Source organism: Marinobacter sp. F4216 (assembly GCF_019931195.1).
Lineage (GTDB): Bacteria > Pseudomonadota > Gammaproteobacteria > Pseudomonadales > Oleiphilaceae > Marinobacter > Marinobacter suaedae.
The window spans coordinates 960,496-978,468 of sequence record NZ_JAIOUO010000002.1 but is presented as its reverse complement, the minus strand read 5'-3'; the positions used below and the strand labels follow the sequence as shown (position 1 = coordinate 978,468).

The following is a 17,973-nucleotide window of genomic DNA, read 5'->3' as shown; positions in this document are numbered from 1 at the left end:
ATTCCTGCAACGGACGGTTGTAATGATTCAACTGCTATGTGCATTGGCGTACCGAAGACTTGGCTCTTGTTTACTAAGCTTTAAGCATACAAACCGTTTTCGAACTTTCCGGTTCGTAACGGAAAGCGCCCATAAAAGAGGCTATAGAGCCATGAAAGCTATGACAGAAACAGTATTGGTCTACTATGACATGCGGATGCTCGGCCACAATCCACATGGATGGGACCCCAACAACCCCGCCTGGACAGAGGCGGTCAAGGCTATGATTAACCTGCAATATCCCGGCAGCAACTTAGAAACCTATACTCACCCGGAACGCCCGGAACGACTGACAACGATCGTTGACCGGCTGATGCTGGAACCAGTTGAAGGGGTGCGCTGGATGCTGCCGACGGCGGTCACCACGGATCAACTGGCGCGGGTTCATGACAAGGACTATGTCGCTCACATTGAGTCGTTGAAAGGTGACTCCTGCTGGCTGTCCAAAGACACCACGGCGGTATCGCCAGGCAGTGTGGAAGCGGCTGACCTTTCTGCTGGAGCGGGAATCAGTGCAGTCGAGGCCATCTCAGCGGGTGAGGCCCGCCGGGCGTTTTGTGTGCTACGACCACCTGGCCATCACGCCCATTCCGACCATGCCTCGGGCTTCTGTTTATATAACAACATCGCCGTTACCGCTGCCCATGCGCGCGAAAGCCTGGGCTATCAGCGAGTCATGATCTGGGACTGGGATATGCACCACGGTAACGGCACACAGGAGATCTTCTATTCCGATCCTTCCGTGCTGGTGATTGATAGCCACTGTGCGGCGCCCTTTTATCCAGGCAGTGGTTTGGAGAGTGAGACGGGGGCCGGAGCCGGAATCGGCTATCAACTCAATGTTCCGCTGCCACCGGGTATCGGCAATGCGACACTGCTACAGGTGTTCGATGAGGTGGTAGAGCCTGCGGCAAGGGGATTTCAGCCTGATATTCTGCTGGTGTCTTCAGGCTTTGATTGCCATTACCTCGACATGATCTGCACCATGGATGAAATGGGCTTTGCGATGCTTACCCAGCGCATGACCGACCTGGCAGATGAGCTATGCGACGGCCGTCTGGTGCTTTTGCTTGAGGGTGGTTACAACGCCCAGGCCCTGGCTGATAGTGCTCATGCTGTGGTGACGGTGCTGGCGGGTAATCGGGTGAATACCTCAAAAGCCACCCCGTTATCAAAAAAAGAGTCGGTTTTTTAACTTTTAGAGCCCCATAAAAAAGGACAAGGCCTGTTCAGCCTTGCCAAAGTACGCTCCGAGATTGTGAACATGAATCAGGTGGCGTCAATGTCGACCTGCTCAGGTTTACTTCTGAGGCTCAAAATCCGGCGCCGACATCAAGGTTTCGCGGGACTGGTCGATCTTCAATTCCAGATCCTCGGCCTTGCCGGCTCTCTGCACTTCATCCCATGCGATGGCGACATCCTTTTCACCCATTCCAAGGAACCCGCCAACGCCGATGACGACGCCGACAACCTGTCCATCCTTGTTAATGATGAGATCATTTACTTCGCCGACTTCTTCGTCGCCGGAGGTACTCACTGTGACACCCATCAAATTACTCGCCTGCAGGCCGTTGGCAGGGGCGTTAGCCATGTAGCCACGACTCTTTGTGTAGGACTGATCTGTTTGAGGTTCCTTGGATGCGGATTTCATATCACCCTGTTTTTTTTGCGCATCAGGCTGTGACTGCTCAACCTGCTGGCCGGTGGATTCCTGTGCGAGAACGGCGCCGGATCCCAAGGCGATAGCTGGCGTGGCCAGTGCATAAAACGCGTATGAACGCATATTTTTCATTGATTTCTCCGTATTCCTCATCAGGACTTAGTCCCCGCCAGCGTCATTGCCGAGCGCGGTCTGAATTACTGCCTTACATCGAATTCAGGATGAGGTCCTAATCTACGTCGAGCCAGGCGCCCGGTCTGTTCGCTAGACCACCAACGCAGTAGATTTGCGTAGAGAAAACTACTCCGATTGAGCCGGCAGCGCTGAGTCTTGTCGCAAGCTCGATTCCAGCGCTTTCGCGTCTGTTATATCGACCATGGTGACAACCACGCCGTCGATCACATTGTCCAGCCGACGATAGGGCATGATGCGGATGGAGAACCAACGGTCTTCGTTTGTTTTTATCTGTTTTTCACTGACTATCAGGGTATCGAGTGTTTGCCGAGCATCATCCTCCAGGTCGGGATATTCCAGTTTTGTGGTCAGCTCGCTGAGCGGCCGCCCCACATCGCTTTCCCTCAGGCTGATGATGTTGGCGGCGCGGGCGGTGTAGCGGCGGACGTTCAGATGCTGGTCCATAAACAGGATGGCAATTTCGGTGCTGTTCAGCACGTTTTGCATGTCGCTCTGTGCCAACGCCAGATCGTCCAGTTTGGTTTGCAATTCCGTGTTGATGGTTTGCAGCTCTTCGTTCATGGACTGCATTTCTTCCTTGGAGGATGTAAGCTCCTCATTCGCAGACTGAAGCTCTTCGTTGGTGGATTGCAACTCTTCATTGGAGGCTTGAAGCTCTTCGCTGGAAAGCCGAGCCTCTTCGCTCAACTGTTCAATGGCCTGCTGATAACGCAAGATTTCATCGGACTGGTCGGTGACCATCTCGACGTCGCGCTTCGAGCGTTTGCGCCGGGTAACGACAGGGTGGTCCCGAAACACCACCATGGTCATACCCTTTAAGGCCAGTGGTTCATTGAGTGACTGCACGGTCACGTCCACCTGTTGTACACCGGCGCCGGTTTCCACGGCCAGGTTGTTTAACTCAATCGGGTCTCGCTGTGTGGCGGCCTGTTTCAATGCCGTGTACAGCGGCGTGCGCAAACCTTCCCTTGCCATGGCATGGATGTTCCAGTTGGCTTTGCCAGCGGCCGGTTCGAGGTATTTTCCGGTGCGCCCACTGATGTAGACGATATCCGCATCCTGGTTTAGCACCACGGCGGCCGGTGAATACCTCTGCAATAAGAGGTGATCTGCGGCATTCTGCAGATTCTCGCCGTCCCTGATGGGATAGATAGGCGCCGGCATGGGTTGCTCCCTGGTCAGATTGGAAAGGGGTGGGAAGGATTTCAGCAGAAAACTGGGGCCGTTGATGGCGTCCTGGGGCAGCCTTTCATAAAGCCTTAGCCCTTGCTTGAGTGGCTTAAACAGGTGGTTCAGCCTGCCCACGGTCTCTGAACTGCCCAACACCAGTAGGCCATTGTTCCGCAAACTGTAATGGAACAGCGGCAGCAGTCGACGCTGCAGCATGGGGTCAAAGTAGATCAGGAGGTTGCGGCAGGCCAGCAGGTCGAGCTTGGTGAACGGCGGATCCAGAATGACATCGTGTTGGGCGAACAGGATCTTGTCGCGAATAGCCTGGCTTATCCGGTAATGATGGTCGCCTTTTGTGAAAAACCGGGTCAGACGCTGCTCGGACACCTGACTCTCAATCATCGTGGGATACCGACCCGCCCGGGCCACGGTGATGGCATCCAGGCTGAGATCCGAGGCGAAAATCTGAAAGTTGGCCTGCCTTTCAGGGTGGAGTCGTTCCAGAGTTTCAGTAAAGATCATGGCCAAGGAATAGGCCTCCTCACCGGTTGAACATCCCACCACCCAAGCCCTCAGGTTTTCGCCGGGCTCAAGCTGTCCGATCAGTGGTTCAAGGGCGTAATCGCACAGGTAATCCCAGGTATCGGCATCGCGGAAAAAAGAAGTCACACCAATCAGCATTTCCCTGAAAAGCAACTGCACTTCCTGGTCGTTGTTCTCCAGGTATCGTGCATAGTCTGGCACAGTGGCAACACTATGAATCGCCATACGGCGCTCGATTCGGCGCAGGAGAGTGCTGGGCTTGTACAGGGAAAAGTCGTGCCTGGTGTGTTGCTGCAATATGGAGATGATGGCTTTGATCGGCTCCACCAGTTTTGCCGGTGGCCCAGCCTGTTTGGGCTCGGTGACACGTTCGTTGTAGGCAAGTATGCGGCCGGGTAATTCGCTGACCGGGGCAATAATATCCGCGCACCCGGTGGCAATGGCGTTTCGAGGCATGGCGTCGAATTCGGCCGAACTGGGGTCCTGCACAACGGCCAGGCCGCCCACGGCGTGAATGGCTTGCAGACCCAGCGTGCCATCCGAGCCCATACCTGAAAGCACCACCGCAATTGCCCGTTCATTGCGAGCGCTGGCCAAAGACGAAAACAACACGTTGATAGGCAGACGCATGCCCCGGGGTTCCCGGGGCTGATCCAGCTTCAACCGATCATTCTCAACGGTCAGTTCCGCGTTCGACGGGATGACATAGACACAGTTGGGTAGAATTTCTGTGCCTTGCAGGGCCTCTTGCACGGGCATGGCGGTTGCCCGCTGCAACAACTCTGGCAGCAGGGCCTTCTGGGTCGGATCCAGATGCTGAACCACGATAAAGGCCAGGCCGGTATCGGTTGGTGTATGGCGCAGAAATACTTCAAGTGCCGCCAGACCACCGGCAGAAGCTCCGATTCCGACAATGCGCATCAGGAGCGAGCAGGATGAGTGTGCGGAGCCGGGTAGGGGGCCACCACTATCATGATCAGGTCGCCGCTCGCAATGAAGCTCGCGCTGATCGACAGCTCAAAGCTATCGTTAGCGGCAAGCCAGGCCCTGCAAGTTGCCACGGCCCCGGGCGTCTTAAGGTTCTCTAACATATCAGCCACATCGCCGCGGCCCGGCGGCGCCAGATATTGGGTCAGCCTCTGTTCCTCCGAGCGCTCAGGCGTGCACCCCAGCAGAGCGACCGCAGCAGCGTTGCTTTCAATCACCCGCCCATCTCGGGATACCACCAGGCAGGCCGCTGGCGCGAATCTATACAGCGCCTGATAATAGGCCAACTCTTCAGTAAGCTCGGCTTCACTGGCCTGAAGTTGTTCAAGCAGCAGATCAAGCTCCACCTGGTGGGTTTGCAGCTCGTGCAGCAGCTTTAGTGCATCGGCAGCAAAGTCGGGATCACTGGCCCGACGGTATAAGAGGGCCAGTGCTTCAACCCCAAGGGCGCCACCCCCGATATTAGCAACCTTGTCGGCGCCGTCACGAATCAGGTCTTCAGCCTGTAGACGAAGTTGGGCGCGCTCTTCTGCCCATGAAAGTCCTTTATTGGCTGTCATTATCGCTTCCCTCGCAGCTATCCGCTGTTACCACTCCCATACTACTCCTGGGAGTCCGCCTTAGACAGCTGCCATGCCACGTTTGCTCAACATAGTGGCCTGCGTGCGTTAGCGAACCGAACCCCTGACCGGTAATTGTTAACTTGGATCCAATAAGGAGAGTCCGCGAACCGTTCCGGTTTGTGAGTGCCTGAATCTTGATGGGTTCTGGCAGCTCCGGATTAACAGGGGCCAGGTTATGAAACTTTCTCTTGCAGGCAATGCAAACCACCGAATTTCTCTATTTTTCACTCTTGCTCTGACGACATTACTGATTGCGTGCGCCTCGGCGCCCTTACCACCGACCGAGTCGCTGAACGTGGCCAGAGACACCATTGCCAGAGCTGAACAGGCAGATGCGCGGCAATACGCCGGTGCAGAGCTGGAAGAAGCACGCGCACAGTTGGTTATGGCCGAGAAGGCTGTGGTTGAAGAGTCCATGACAAAGGCGGACCAGTTGGCCAAACAGGCCAGTGCGGCTGCCAGGCTGGCGATGGCAAGAACAGAAACCGCCAAAGCGGCGGAAATCAATCGTGAAATGGGGCGCGGCGCCGATGCTCTGGATGTGGAAATGGGGCGCCAGGGAGAGCAGAAATGAAAACTGTATCGCTATTGAAAAAACCGTTCGTTGGCAAAACCAGTGCCATTGTTCTGCTTTCTTCGTTGTTGCTGAACGCCTGCGCCATGGCGCCTGAAACCTCGACTGAGGCGCTGGATGCGCGACAGAAGCTGACAGAGCTGCAGCGCAATCCGGCGATGGCCAATAACGCCCGTATTGAATTGCGTGATGCGGAAACTGCCGTACAACTTGCCGAACAGCCTCTTGACAGCGATGAAGCCACACTGGCGGACCACCGGATCTATATGGCCGACCGTTTGGTGGAAATCGCCAGAGCCACGGGCACTACCCGCCAGATGGAAGCCGACCGTAAACGCCTGGGAGAAAGGCGTGATGCCGCCAGGCTGGCAGCCCGTACCCTCGAGGCAGACAAAGCGCGTGCTGACGCAGATACTGCCCGCAGCTCTGAGATGGAGGCTGCAGCCGTGTCCGCAAAAGCCGCCCAAGAGATGCAAAGCCAGATCGACGAGCTTGAGGCAGAAGCAACAGAACGTGGTCTGGTGCTGACGCTGGGCGACGTATTGTTTGCCACTGGCAGCGCAGAACTGCAGGGCGGGCCTAATCGCAACCTGGAAAAGCTGGTGGACTTTCTCAAAACCTATCCGGACCGGAACGTACTGATCGAAGGCCACACCGACAACATCGGCAGCGCACAATTCAACCAGACCCTGTCGCTGAAGAGAGCTGATTCGGTCCGCCGTTACTTAACGGATCATGGCGTACAAAGCCGCAGGCTTACGGTGTCCGGTCTGGGGATTGAACGCCCTGTGGCCGGCAACGAGTCCGCCATGGGGCGCCAGCAAAACCGGCGCGTTGAAGTGATTATTGAAAACTAGGCGGCTGGATTTGGCTGAAGGTTTTTAGGCTGTTTTATTGGCTTCGGCAATCCATAGGAAGGATTTCACTATGAATACATTAATTCGAATCGTAGTCATCGCGGCTGCAGTTGGTGCCTCTGGCCTTACCCACGCGACCTTCATAGGCACTGTCCCCAACCCGGGTGGAGTGTTAATGCCCGTTTCTGGCGAAAATAGTTACGCTGTTCGTGACAGAGGCGCGTTTTCATCAAACCATTCCAGGGTGTACAACACCGCCTCTTCCGCACCCGGTAAGGCATTTAGCGATTTTTATTTGGCAGGCCCTGGAAAACTCGACTCTCGGTTTTCGTCTGTGACGCCCGCTGGAGCCGCTGCCGGTTTGGTGACGAACCTTCGCGAAGCCAACCAGGTTCCCTTTTATAACTACTCCATTTTCCAGGGTCGACTCGACCATAGTTTTCTGGGCCAGGACGACAATAATCGAGTCGATGATGATCATGGCGACATGCTCGTTATGATGAAAGCATTCGATGTCCCGGTTCCTGAGCCGGGCACACTGGCGCTATTCGGGATCGGATTGGTAGCTCTGATCTGCGCTCGCAAGAGTCCATTTAAGCGAAAAGTCACCTTTGAAAACTAGGAGGTCTCGATTATGTTGAGCCCCTCCCGAGCCTTTCATCTCTCACCTATGCCGACGAGGATTGGCCAACGGAAGCGCTTGAAGCCCAAATCCGTCAGGAAAAAGAAAGATCCTAAGGATGAGACTGCGCTGGCTCACACCATGCTGGACTTCGTTGGCGATGCGGTGCTGGCAACGGATACTGACGCGAATATTACCTACATGAACACGGCGGCGGAGACCCTGACTGGCTTCAGCCGGAAGGAAGCGCTGGGCCGACCACTGGAAGAGGTCTTTCGGGTGATTGACGTAACCACTCGGGTGACGAGGGCCAACCTGGCGCAACATGTCATGGAAGTCGGCACGCCCGTTGAACTGCATAGCAGTGTGCTGTTGAAAGCGAGCGACGATCGCGAACTGGCCATTGAAAATGCCGCATCACCATTGCGCAATGCAAAAGCTGAAATCACCGGCGCGGTGGTCAAATTCCACGATTCCCGCTATTCGGCGGAAACCACCGCCAGAATGGCTTATAGGGCGCAGCACGATTCACTGACGGGCCTGCTCAATCGCTATGCTTTTGAAGACCGCTTCAAGCAGGCCGCTGCACTGGCCCGACGCCATGAAAAGAAAATGGTGATGCTGTTCATTGATCTCAATAACTTTAAGGAAGTGAACGATACCTTGGGCCACGCCGCTGGCGACGAAATTTTACAGGCGTTGGGCCCGAGACTATTGGGCTGTGTGCGCGCGACGGATCACGTATGCCGTCACGGCGGTGACGAATTTGTTGTGCTGCTAAGCGACCTTGCAGAACATGAACAGGCATTTGCGGTGGTCGAAAAAGTACGGGAATCTGCCGCTGAATTGCTGCGAGAGCAAGGTCACTGGGCGACGCTTACGGTTAGCGTGGGTATCAGCCTGTTTCCAAACGACGGCGAAACTCTGGAGGCTTTATTGCCCCACGCGGATGCAGCCATGTATCGGGTCAAGACGGAAGCAAAGCGAGGGTTGCCGGGTCTTAAGCGTTAAATCTCTAAACCTTTGGACTCAAGGCGGAGATTCTCTCGTCTGACCACGGCGTAGCATTCGCAACTAAGGGATTCCAGTTGCGGGCGATCGAGCACGGTGATGTGGCCGCGTCGATACTCAATCACTCCCAGTTTCTGCAGCTTGCCTGCGGCTTCGGTGACACCCTCACGGCGGACACCCAGCATATTGGCTATCAGCTCCTGGGTCATATTGAGTTGATTGTTGCCTAGCCGATCCAGTGACAACAATAGCCATCGACACAACTGCTGGTCGATGGTGTGATGGCGGTTGCAGACCGCAGTCTGAGACATCTGGGTGATCAAGGCTTGCGTAAAGCGCAGGGTGATAATGCGAATCTCGGAGTGGGTGTTGAACTCTTTTTTCAGGTCTTCGGCGCGCATTCGGTAGGCCTGGCCGCTGCTCTGCACAATAAACCGGTTAGGCGTGCTTTCTCCCCCCATAATAACGGCAACACCGGCCATGCCTTCGTTGCCGACCACCGAAATTTCAGCAGAAGAACCGTTCACCATCACATAGAGTAGAGAAATGATGCAGTCCAAAGGGAAATAGACGTATTTAATGGATTGGCCTGATTCGTAGATCACGTCCCCAAGGGACATTTCGATTAATTTCAGTCTCGGGAAAATACGCGCGCGAGCATCATCAGACAGGGCGGCAAGAAGCTTGTTTTGCAGTGGACCGGGTGTGTCAGTCATTTGAATCCATTCCAGAGCACGATGGTTAGCGAGAACACTACCTGTCTGGCGACTGCATTAAATACCGGACGCTATAACTTGTAACCATCCAAAAAATCAGAGGTTGTGATTTTCTTGTCAATATTACCGGTCAGGTTTAGAGCAGCGTCCCTGAATCAAAACACGTTAAGCGTAAACCAAGACCGTAAAATTTGCTGTGTTTTCACAGAAGAGACTTCCTGTCGTGAAAAGAGTGTACTCCGTGAGCACTCGGACCATCAACAACGATTCTGCCTTAAAGGCTTTAAGAGCGACTGGTACCCACGGCAGTCATCGCTAGGCAATGAAACTTTTTTCTCAGTGGCTCCCAGGTGCCTACCAGGGCCCGCCTCGAGTGCCAGAGAACATGACTTAGTGCGTTACCGAACCGACTGCCTGGCTACTCTGGAGTAGTGTAAAAGCTCATCCTGAATTTGAGATCAAGCAGTATTTCAGTTGCCTTCCCGACAACGACGCAAGGGAAGGAAGCCCTGATGAGGCGGCTAACAAGGACATCTTGTCCGACTTGCATATCCGATTCCAGGGAGAATCCTATGAAAAAGTTACACTCTTTAGCATTTTACGCAATGGTGGCACCGGCCCTGACTCTGGGTTCTGGCGCCCTGCTTGCTCAGGACTCATCCAATTCGAGCGCCAGCGGCGAAAGCCAGGCGACCGAAAGCGGCTATGAGTCCAACAAGTCTTCCGATACCAAGCTTCAGCCTGGCCAGAAAGACCCCAGCCACTCAGGCACGAAAGGTGGGAATTACATGAGCGCTGCGCCTGCCGAGGGCATGCAGGCGACAGATCTGATTGGTACCGATGTTAAAACCACCGGCGGTGAAGAAGTAGGCGCGATCAGCGATCTGATTATTGACCAGGACGGTCAGGTGGTCGCCATAGTTGTAGGTGTTGGCGGATTCCTGGGTATGGGCGAGAAGAACGTCGCCATTAGCTGGGATCAGGTCACTAAATCAGCCACTGCCGACGAGCGCACACTGAGAATTAATCAGACCCGTGAAGGGCTGAAGTCTGCGCCAGAATACAAAGGGCAGAAGTAAATCCCGGTTCACGGGCGTTTAGTGTAAGGAGCAATGGCAGGGGCACGAGCCTCTGCCATTTGCCCCATAAAATGGCGCCCCGGTGCGCCGGAATTAATGGAGAAATACCATGGGCATAATCGTATGGCTCGTAATGGGTGGCCTGGTCGGTTGGGTTGCCAGCCTGATCATGGGCACGGACGGACAACAGGGGATTATCCTCAATATTGTGGTTGGCATCGTCGGCGCGTTGATTGGTGGATGGCTGATCGGGCCGTTGCTGGGCGCAGGCTCGATTAATGAGGGCATCACGGTCATGAGCTTCGTTGTATCGTTGATCGGTGCAGTAATACTGCTTGGTATCCTTAGCCTGTTCCAGCGTCGCTCTGCGCGCTGAGTAAGGCCTCCAGCCGCACGGATTTTCCTTGTGGCTGGATCACCTGACCAGTCCCTATCTGGTGAAAATTATCCTGATCATACTGGCCCTGTCAGTAGTGATAATGACGGGCTTACCGCTGCTGCGTTTTAATCAGTGGTGGATTCGCATTCTCGATTTCCCAAGAGGGCAGATTGCGATCGCAGGCGTCCTGGTCAGTGGCGCCTGTCCTTTTTTTCTTAACTTCTCAAACCGTTATGAAGCTGCTCTGCTAGGCGTGCTGCTGCTGGCTGTGGGCTATCAGATTGTGAGAATTTCCCCCTACACGCGACTGAAGCGAAAGCAGGTCTTTCCTGCACAATCACGCTCGAGCATGAAAAGCCTCAGCCTGCTAGTGGCAAACGTGCTGATGGACAACCGGAAATCAGAATCCTTCCTTGACGTTGTGCGCATGTATGACCCGGATGTGATCCTCACCGTAGAGGCAGATCGGTGGTGGCAGCAAGCCCTAGTGGCGCTGGAAGAGAGTTATCCTTACACGTTGAAAAAACCTCTGGATAATACCTATGGCATGCTGGTGTTTAGCCGCCTGAAGCTGGTGGATACCGAGATCCGGTTCCTTCTGAAAGACAGCATTCCGTCAATGCACATGAGATTGATATTGCGATCCGGCGATCCGGTCTATCTGCATTTTGTTCATCCTGATCCACCCAACCCCGTGTATGCCACCGAGACCACCGGGAGGGATGCCGAGCTGCTCATCGTGGGTCGGGAGGTCAAAAAACGGGGCAAGCCCACCATTGTTGCCGGGGACTTCAACGATGTCGCCTGGTCCCGCACCACCAGTCTGTTCCAGAAAACCAGCGGCCTGCTCGACCCTCGCGTCGGGCGCGGGATGTACAACACCTTTAACGCCAAGAATCTGCTTCTACGCTGGCCGCTTGATCACGTGTTTCATTCCGACCATTTCAAGCTCGTCAGAATGGAGAGAGGCCCCGCCTGGGGATCAGACCATTTTCCTGTGTTTATCCAACTGAACCTGGAAGCCGGCGCAGAAGCCGAGCAGGAGGAACCGGATACAAGCCCGGCGGAGAGTCGACAGGTCGAGGAAAAAATTGAAGAGGGGAGGCAAGAGGCATGAAAACTGATATGAGACTAGCGGATTTTATCCAGGCTGAGATCCATGGGGCAGAACCCTGCTGCAATAGACACCGCATCGATATCGTCCTGAAGCGACAGGGCCTTTTCCGCCCGTGCCAGTGCCATCCGTGAATGTTTCCGGGCGGCAGCGACTATGGCGGCGTCGTCTGTTTCCGCCAGTGCACTGAACGCTTTCTGCAGGCGGATGGCTACCTCAACCATACCTGCACCATCGCGGGCGATTGCGGTAAAGGCATCGTCGAACAAATCTTCGGTCACAAGCCTGGGAACAGACACACGATCGTAGCTGACCGGTTTTAATCGGTCCTGCTCCAGTGGTGATTGCCAGAGCGTAAACAGGCGCACGTGTGTGCCGATGACGTTGATGGCCGTTCCCGGATCATTGATGCCGGGCGACAATGCCTTACCGGCGATCTCAGACAGTGCCAGAAGTCCGAAGCGGGGGTCATCTTCAAAGGTACGGTTGGAACTGATGGTGAACGCCCGGGAAAGCTCTGTTATAGCGGATGCTTCCTGCTGATCAGACCAGCCCATAACGTAAAGCAGTGGGCGGCGCGTGCCGACAAACGCACCCGGCAGTGCCGCCACAACCAGACGGCAATCGAGCGCTTCTGCGCTGGACTGCAAGTTCTCCAGATCAATATGCTGGACGTAACCAACCGTCGACGAGTACACGGAGATCCCAGTGTCACGGTAATGTTCCTGGTTTAGGGGACTTTCCAGGGCGCCCAGCGTGGGCGAATGGCGTCGGCGATCCAGGGAATCACCGGCAGCCTTTTCCGCTTTTTCAATGATGTTTACCACTCGGCCCAGCCGGGCAATCCTGTCTACCCAACGCACGAACGTAATCACCACAATGGCAAATACCAGAAGGGTGAGTGCAAAGATTGAGAATAGGCCCGCAAACTGGAACAGATCGCTTTTGACTGCAACCAGGGCAACATTACTGAAGATGAAGGCGCCGATGAATGCAGACAATGCGTTCTGGGTAACGTCGTCTGCAATCACTAGCGGGATGGAACGCGGGGTAGCGCCGGCACTAGCGGAGGCATAGGCGGCCACCATGGAGCCGACGGCAAACGTTGCAATAACCAGCATGCTGGACGCCATGACCGTCAGCAGGGACTCAACAGAATCCAGGTTGATTTCAGGTGCCAGGCTGGAAAAACTCAGATTGTCCGCCAGCCTGGCCACGAATATCGCGCCGACAGAGAGCACACAGAGGGCAAGCGGCCTGACCCACAAGCGCTCTCTGAGACGGCTGACAAAGAAACGGAAGCGACAGGGGCTCAGCATGGGGAACTCCGCCCACAGGATCGCCGTCGTCCATCGACGTCAAACAGGCTCGAGCCGGCGCTGCTCCGGCCACGGCTCACAATGAGTGTCCGCATCAGTTCTTCCCAGCTGTTGAAAAACATTAGAAAACTCCTCAGGGTCAGGCAGCAAGCGATTTGGGTGTGTCAAAAAATCTCTGGAAGGCCAGTGCCACAGACTGGGGGCATTCATGGTGCGGAAAATGGCCACAACCTTTAAAGATTTTCAGTAACGTGCCATCAACCGCTTCAACCAGTGCGCGGGCGTGTTCGACCGGAATAATCCTGTCGTGGTCTCCCCAGAACAGCCCCATGGGTGGCATATCCGGAATTTCATGGGCATGTTGAAAGAAATTCCGGGTCTGGCCTCGCCAGTTGATCACGTCGGCTACGGTCCGGGCAAAGGCGCGAGCGGAACCGCGCTGTGAATTGATTCTGCTCAATTCAGCAATGTGATCTCTGCGCAAGGAATTGCCCGGGTGCCAGAGCACAAGTAGGGTTCCCTTCGACATGAAGGGTTGCCCAAGCTTTTCGATTAGCCAGGGAATTGACGCCAGTCGCAGTCCGATAGCCACCTCGCGGCCGAGCCCTCCGGATGATAGAAGAGCCAGCCTGCGGATGCGGTGCCGACACTCCCGAATCAGCATTTGCGCCACCCCACCACCAAAAGAGTGACCGACGAAGTCTGCCTGCTGAATATCGAGTAGATCGAGCCATTGCGCCATGATCGAGGCGTACCATTGAAGTTCATAGCTAGCGTCTGGACGTCCCGAGTACCCGTGGCCGGGCAGGTCGGGACTCAGTACCCGACGGTCTTTCGACATTTCAAAAGTGATTTGCTTCCACGTGATGTAACAGTCATTCAGACCATGCAGGAGAATGAGCGGAGGGTTGGCATCCGAATTCCCGACCTCAAGCCAGTGTAAATTAACGCCGCCCACATCCGCATAGCGATGCTTTGCCGACGGGTAGATGGATGTGGGGTGAAGAACATTGTTCATAGATCAACCAGCTTCGCGACGATGTTGTTGGTTCTGAGCACGCCATCGTTTACCTGATCTTTGCTGCGGGACGAGCGTGCGGGGCTCCTTTCTTTTGCCATGATGCTTCTCCGTACGGTGGAGCTGTGATCTCAATTTATTTTCATGAATCCGGTGGGAGCCAGTCTGTTCGGTAACCAACGCTTGTCCTTCGTGTGGTAGCGTACCGACGCAACCATCGCCGCTGGGCGAACCTGAACCAAACACACTCCGCTCTGACGCGAATGGAGGTGAAAGCATGGCAACCACGAGCCGTCGAAGGCCTGGCCCGCCCCTCGCTGCACTGAGGTTGGTGGAGATCACAATTTCAATGAGCGTGGCCATGGCGGTAGGGGTGACGCTTGGATTGGCGGCACTGGTCATCCTGGTCTGGATGCCAACCGATGACCAGGCACTGGCACCATTCGTAAGCACGGTGATGGCGGTTGTCATTGCGCTTGCCGTAAGCCAACTGGTGGACGTGGGGACCTTTGCCCTTCAGGAGCGTTGGGATACCGCGACGGCACACGAGGTTATGGTTCATGTAGAGCGCCTGCGAATCCCGGCTTCCCGAGATCCGGAGTCGCCCGGCATCTGATTCAGGTGCTTCACCAGGTTCGAGAAGTGGCGAAGGATCGCCAGGCTTTTTCGGTAATCACAGAGGTCGATTTTCAGGAGGACATGGTGCTCGCGTTGGCAAACGCCAGCGGAATGCTTGCCAGAGACCGTCAGGGGCTGAAGCAGGAAGCCGATTCAGTCGTTAAATAAGTCATCAGGAATGGCCTGTGGATTTTGCCCACTGCGACCGCCTGTATTACGCCAGCAACCCTGCTGATCACTCTCGCCCGGCGGAGGAAATCCAATGGCGGGAAACATTCGGCTTTCCGGTTCGATGGTTGAGCCGGTCAGATCGTTTGCTACTCATCTTGATACTCAGGAGCAGAAATACATGGAGCTGATACCTGATTTGGACTGGAACATCGTTGCCTTCCACATACGTGACCTGCTCTACGCTTACATTCTGGCGCTGCCAATTGGCTGGGATCGCGAAAGGCATGAACGCTCCGCGGGGCTGCGCACCTTCCCCCTGGTTGCGGTTGCCGCCTGCGCCTATATGTTGGTGGGGCTTCAGGTGCTGGATTCTTCGGGTGCCGAAGCACGGGTTATGGAAGGCATCATTACGGGCATCGGTTTCATTGGTGGCGGCGCCATTCTCAAGAATGTTGTCAATGGTGACAGCCACGTTTCCGGCACCGCAACGGCGGCGAGCCTTTGGCTGACCGGAGCAATCGGTATATCTGTAGCCACGGGTAGGTTGGAAATTGCGTTGGTTCTCAGTGTGATAACTTTCTTGACGCTGCGACTGGTTAGATCTATGGGCTCCCAGAGTAAAACGCTCGACTGAAGCTCTGTAAGCAGAACCAAACCACCGACGGTTGAGCTGTGACGTACCATTCCAGAAGTCGTCCTCGGCGGCTTCAGCGGTGCCTATCTGTGCGCCAGATGATCGAAAGGCAAGGAGCTTTCCGTCATTTCATCAATATGGAGGGGCTGGGTCTGGTACCGCACAGACAACAGCCCAGCATAAGCAGACGATGACATGGAAGATTTGCGCAGCTCTTAGTCGTGCGCAATTCCGTTTAACTAAACCATGATCTCTGGCCGAATAGGTCGCAGGAGGAACAAATGAACAAGGACACCATTGAAGGCAACTGGAAAGAACTCAGAGGCAAAGTGAAAGAACAGTGGGGGAAACTGACCGATGATCGGCTCGATGAAATTGGCGGCCGCCGTGACCAACTGGCGGGCGAAATCCAGCAAGCCTACGGCGTAACCAGGGACGAAGCCGACAAGCAGGTCAAGGAATTCGAAGAGGCCAGCCGGCGCTGATACCTCGTGACTGCCCAACAGACTCCGCCTACCAATCAGTAGCGTAGGTGGGGTCTGGTAATTCCCTCAGGGTGCTGCCAGCGCCGCTATCCACTGGACAATCGTTTCCCTTTTGCGAAATGCCACTCCAGCCTGGGTGAAGTCCGGCGCTGTGTCGGTTCGCCAGCGCCCGCAGATCCGCTTTTCCGCGATTAGTTGCTTTGTGTTAGGCAGCGTACCGACCTGACGCCGAGAGTGGATTAGCGTGAAATGGTCACGCTGAAAGAGCACTCCCAGAGTGGGCGTCGGAAACAGAACTTTCATCTGGAGATCAGTGCATGAACAGGAAACCGAATGAGAGTAGTAAGAGCCAAGAGCAGGGCAGTGAAAAGGTTGCCCAGGACCGGCCGGTGACAGATAAGCCTGACGCGGAAAATCGCCGGGAAAACAGCGAAGAGCCGGGAGAGCCGGGAGAGCCGGGAGAAAAGGATGGTAGTGTGTTGGGAAAGATCAATGACTAGCAAAACCGACACATGCCATGGCTAGATCCGGGCAAGGGCCGAGAGCGCCTCAGCGCAGCCAGGCATTTTTGCACAACCGTCTGTTCAATGCCGTCGAACTGCGCCTGTTTCGCTGTACAGCAGTGCTGCTATCCCTGGTTGTCCTGACGGCGCTTCTCGGGTTTGTGTTGTGGGCGTTCGGCTGGATCGTTGGCGCTTTCGATAACCTGGTTCTATCACTTTGCCTGTCAGGCATCCTGGCTCTGGTGCTTTACCCGGTTGTTGATTTTCTCGAGAGGCGCTGCCATTTCCCACATCTGCTTGCGGTTCTGTCGTTGATGCTTGTTTTTTTTGGTGGAATTGGCGCCCTGGTGCTGATTCTGCTGCCAACCCTGATCAGCCAGTTGGTTGAATTGATGACTCTAGTGCCCCAGACACTGGCAGGCTGGGAAGAACATTTTTCGATTTATTTTCCTGAACTAACGTCCATGGTATCCGATACCATGCAAAGCAGTGAAGAAGAGAGCAAGAAGCCTGTCATTGAGGCACCTGGCGAGACCATCATGTCCTATCTTGGGCTTCTCGCCGGGCTCAGCTTCGTCCCGCTTTTTCTGTTTTTTACCCTGCTTTCCGGTGATCTCCTGCGAGGTCAGGCGAACGAGATTCTGTCTATATTTCGTGAGCCTACCCAGCAGAAGGTCATGTACTTTTCCGATGTATTCTTGGAATACGTCACCGCCTTTTTTCAAGGGCAGCTGCTGATCGCTCTATGCATGGGAATTCTTTATGCACTGGGCTTTGCGTCGATAGGGCTGGAATACGGGGTACTTGTCGGGCTGGCACTGGGCTTTTTAAATATCGTGCCTTTCCTGGGCTCCCTGATTGGTCTGCTGGTGGTACTGCCAATAGCCTATCTGCAGCCAGACGGGGGAGCTGAACTGCTGGTTCCGGCCGTGATCATTTTCGCCGTGGTTCAGGTGATCGAAAGCTGGTTGCTGACACCCAGAATCATGGCCAACCGTTCCGGCCTTCACCCGGCATTGGTTATCATTTCCCTGTTCTTTTGGGGCACTGTTCTGGGGGGTATCACCGGCATGGTGCTGGCGGTGCCGCTGACCGCGTTTTTCGTGGCTATCTGGCGTGAAATTAAGGCCAGCCTGACCCACGCACTCGGTAACGAGTACCACGAAACGTAGCAACAAGTGGTGAGCGATCATGATTCAGCACAGTATTTGATTTATGCGCGGTGTTTGTCGTCCACATGAAGCACGAAACCTGCTAACGATAAATCAACTAGTTAGCGGCTAATTTCCACGCAAAACGCTCAACAAACCTAAAGCAAGCTCTACAACAGCGATCCGATTTCAGTTTCCACACAAAGTGCAAAATTCGTCATCCAACTCAATGATGGGAGTTTTTGGGTTAGGAATGGTTATGCCAGATGGGGGCAGGTCACAACCTTAATAGTTCCTGATATTTCTTTAAACACTACCCCCTTCCTTTTCGCTGAGAGGCCGTGCTTTTCTTAAGCGCGTTAGCGAACCGACTATTCACTCCCCTTCGAGTAAGTTAGACCTTCACCTGACGTTGATATGCCGTGGTATCACAGTCTCCTTCCCTGAGAAGGACGCCCTGATGAGGCGGCTAACAAGGGCATCCCGCCCGACATGCACATGTGAT

20 protein-coding genes are annotated in these 17,973 nt (G+C 54.9%); 14 read left to right on the top strand and 6 right to left on the bottom strand.

Annotated elements, in window-relative coordinates; translation table 11 throughout:
• Positions 1 to 151 precede the first annotated feature (151 nt).
• Positions 152 to 1,234, top strand: a complete 1,083-nt coding sequence (locus tag K8I84_RS05045; protein WP_223793617.1) for a histone deacetylase — start codon at positions 152 to 154, stop codon at positions 1,232 to 1,234.
• A gap of 105 nt (positions 1,235 to 1,339) precedes the next feature.
• Here K8I84_RS05045 and K8I84_RS05040 read toward each other — a convergent pair whose 3' ends face one another.
• From K8I84_RS05040 to K8I84_RS05030, 3 genes are all read right to left on the bottom strand, one after another.
• Entirely contained in the window at positions 1,340 to 1,831 is a 492-nt protein-coding gene (locus K8I84_RS05040) for a PRC-barrel domain-containing protein (protein WP_223793616.1), read from the bottom strand.
• Between the two features lie 168 nt (positions 1,832 to 1,999).
• Positions 2,000 to 4,528, bottom strand: a complete 2,529-nt coding sequence (locus tag K8I84_RS05035; RefSeq protein ID WP_223793615.1) for a chemotaxis protein CheB — start codon at positions 4,526 to 4,528, stop codon at positions 2,000 to 2,002.
• On the bottom strand, positions 4,528 to 5,154 hold the full coding sequence (locus tag K8I84_RS05030) for a PAS domain-containing protein (protein ID WP_223793614.1): 627 nt from the start codon (positions 5,152 to 5,154) through the stop codon (positions 4,528 to 4,530). Before K8I84_RS05030 ends, K8I84_RS05035 begins: the two co-directional genes overlap by 1 nt.
• Positions 5,155 to 5,392: 238 nt before the next feature.
• Between K8I84_RS05030 and K8I84_RS05025 the strand changes: the two genes are divergently transcribed.
• From K8I84_RS05025 to K8I84_RS05010, 4 genes are all read left to right on the top strand, one after another.
• Entirely contained in the window at positions 5,393 to 5,791 is a 399-nt protein-coding gene (locus tag K8I84_RS05025; RefSeq protein WP_223793613.1) for a DUF4398 domain-containing protein, read from the top strand.
• Entirely contained in the window at positions 5,788 to 6,648 is an 861-nt protein-coding gene (locus K8I84_RS05020; protein WP_223793612.1) for an OmpA family protein, read from the top strand. Before K8I84_RS05025 ends, K8I84_RS05020 begins: the two co-directional genes overlap by 4 nt.
• A 70-nt stretch (positions 6,649 to 6,718) precedes the next feature.
• Positions 6,719 to 7,270 carry a PEP-CTERM sorting domain-containing protein gene (locus K8I84_RS05015; protein ID WP_223793611.1) on the top strand — a complete coding sequence of 184 codons (552 nt, stop codon included), beginning with the start codon at positions 6,719 to 6,721 and terminating at the stop codon, positions 7,268 to 7,270.
• Between the two features lie 78 nt (positions 7,271 to 7,348).
• Positions 7,349 to 8,281 carry a diguanylate cyclase domain-containing protein gene (locus tag K8I84_RS05010; protein WP_223793610.1) on the top strand — a complete coding sequence of 311 codons (933 nt, stop codon included), beginning with the start codon at positions 7,349 to 7,351 and terminating at the stop codon, positions 8,279 to 8,281.
• On the opposite strand, the gene K8I84_RS05005 is transcribed toward K8I84_RS05010, so the two are convergent.
• Positions 8,278 to 8,997, bottom strand: coding sequence for a Crp/Fnr family transcriptional regulator (locus K8I84_RS05005; protein ID WP_223793609.1), 720 nt, complete (start codon positions 8,995 to 8,997; stop codon positions 8,278 to 8,280). The two genes, K8I84_RS05010 and K8I84_RS05005, sit on opposite strands and share 4 nt — an antisense overlap.
• Before the next feature lie 572 nt (positions 8,998 to 9,569).
• On the opposite strand from K8I84_RS05005, the gene K8I84_RS05000 reads away from it, so the two are divergent.
• The 3 genes from K8I84_RS05000 (at position 9,570) to K8I84_RS04990 (ending at position 11,572) form a co-directional block, all read left to right on the top strand.
• The gene (locus tag K8I84_RS05000) at positions 9,570 to 10,076 is read left to right on the top strand and encodes a PRC-barrel domain-containing protein (RefSeq protein WP_223793608.1); all 507 of its coding nucleotides are present in this window, start codon (positions 9,570 to 9,572) and stop codon (positions 10,074 to 10,076) included.
• 109 nt (positions 10,077 to 10,185) lie between these two features.
• Complete coding sequence (locus K8I84_RS04995) at positions 10,186 to 10,452, top strand: GlsB/YeaQ/YmgE family stress response membrane protein (RefSeq protein WP_223793607.1); 267 nt, start codon at positions 10,186 to 10,188, stop codon at positions 10,450 to 10,452.
• A 28-nt stretch (positions 10,453 to 10,480) separates the two neighbouring features.
• A complete protein-coding gene (locus K8I84_RS04990; RefSeq protein WP_223793606.1) occupies positions 10,481 to 11,572 on the top strand; it encodes an endonuclease/exonuclease/phosphatase family protein in 1,092 nt (363 codons plus the stop codon).
• 14 nt (positions 11,573 to 11,586) lie between these two features.
• Here the strand turns inward: K8I84_RS04990 and K8I84_RS04985 are convergent, their stop codons facing one another.
• Together K8I84_RS04985 and K8I84_RS04980 are read right to left on the bottom strand one after the other, a co-directional pair.
• Complete coding sequence (locus K8I84_RS04985; RefSeq protein ID WP_223793605.1) at positions 11,587 to 12,888, bottom strand: DUF2254 domain-containing protein; 1,302 nt, start codon at positions 12,886 to 12,888, stop codon at positions 11,587 to 11,589.
• Between the two features lie 139 nt (positions 12,889 to 13,027).
• Positions 13,028 to 13,906 carry an alpha/beta fold hydrolase gene (locus K8I84_RS04980; RefSeq protein ID WP_223793604.1) on the bottom strand — a complete coding sequence of 293 codons (879 nt, stop codon included), beginning with the start codon at positions 13,904 to 13,906 and terminating at the stop codon, positions 13,028 to 13,030.
• 277 nt (positions 13,907 to 14,183) lie between these two features.
• Between K8I84_RS04980 and K8I84_RS04975 the strand changes: the two genes are divergently transcribed.
• From K8I84_RS04975 to K8I84_RS04950, 6 genes are all read left to right on the top strand, one after another.
• Entirely contained in the window at positions 14,184 to 14,522 is a 339-nt protein-coding gene (locus K8I84_RS04975) for a hypothetical protein (RefSeq protein WP_223793603.1), read from the top strand.
• A 26-nt stretch (positions 14,523 to 14,548) separates the two neighbouring features.
• Complete coding sequence (locus tag K8I84_RS04970; protein WP_223793602.1) at positions 14,549 to 14,692, top strand: hypothetical protein; 144 nt, start codon at positions 14,549 to 14,551, stop codon at positions 14,690 to 14,692.
• Positions 14,693 to 14,786: 94 nt separating this feature from the next.
• On the top strand, positions 14,787 to 15,329 hold the full coding sequence (locus K8I84_RS04965; RefSeq protein ID WP_263282933.1) for an MgtC/SapB family protein: 543 nt from the start codon (positions 14,787 to 14,789) through the stop codon (positions 15,327 to 15,329).
• A 281-nt stretch (positions 15,330 to 15,610) separates the two neighbouring features.
• Positions 15,611 to 15,814 carry a CsbD family protein gene (locus tag K8I84_RS04960; RefSeq protein WP_223793601.1) on the top strand — a complete coding sequence of 68 codons (204 nt, stop codon included), beginning with the start codon at positions 15,611 to 15,613 and terminating at the stop codon, positions 15,812 to 15,814.
• 317 nt (positions 15,815 to 16,131) lie between these two features.
• Entirely contained in the window at positions 16,132 to 16,314 is a 183-nt protein-coding gene (locus K8I84_RS04955) for a hypothetical protein (RefSeq protein ID WP_223793600.1), read from the top strand.
• Positions 16,315 to 16,331: 17 nt separating this feature from the next.
• Positions 16,332 to 17,489 (top strand): AI-2E family transporter, encoded by a 1,158-nt coding sequence (locus K8I84_RS04950; RefSeq protein WP_223793599.1) that lies wholly within the window; start codon positions 16,332 to 16,334, stop codon positions 17,487 to 17,489.
• The last annotated feature ends 484 nt before the right edge of the window (positions 17,490 to 17,973 follow it).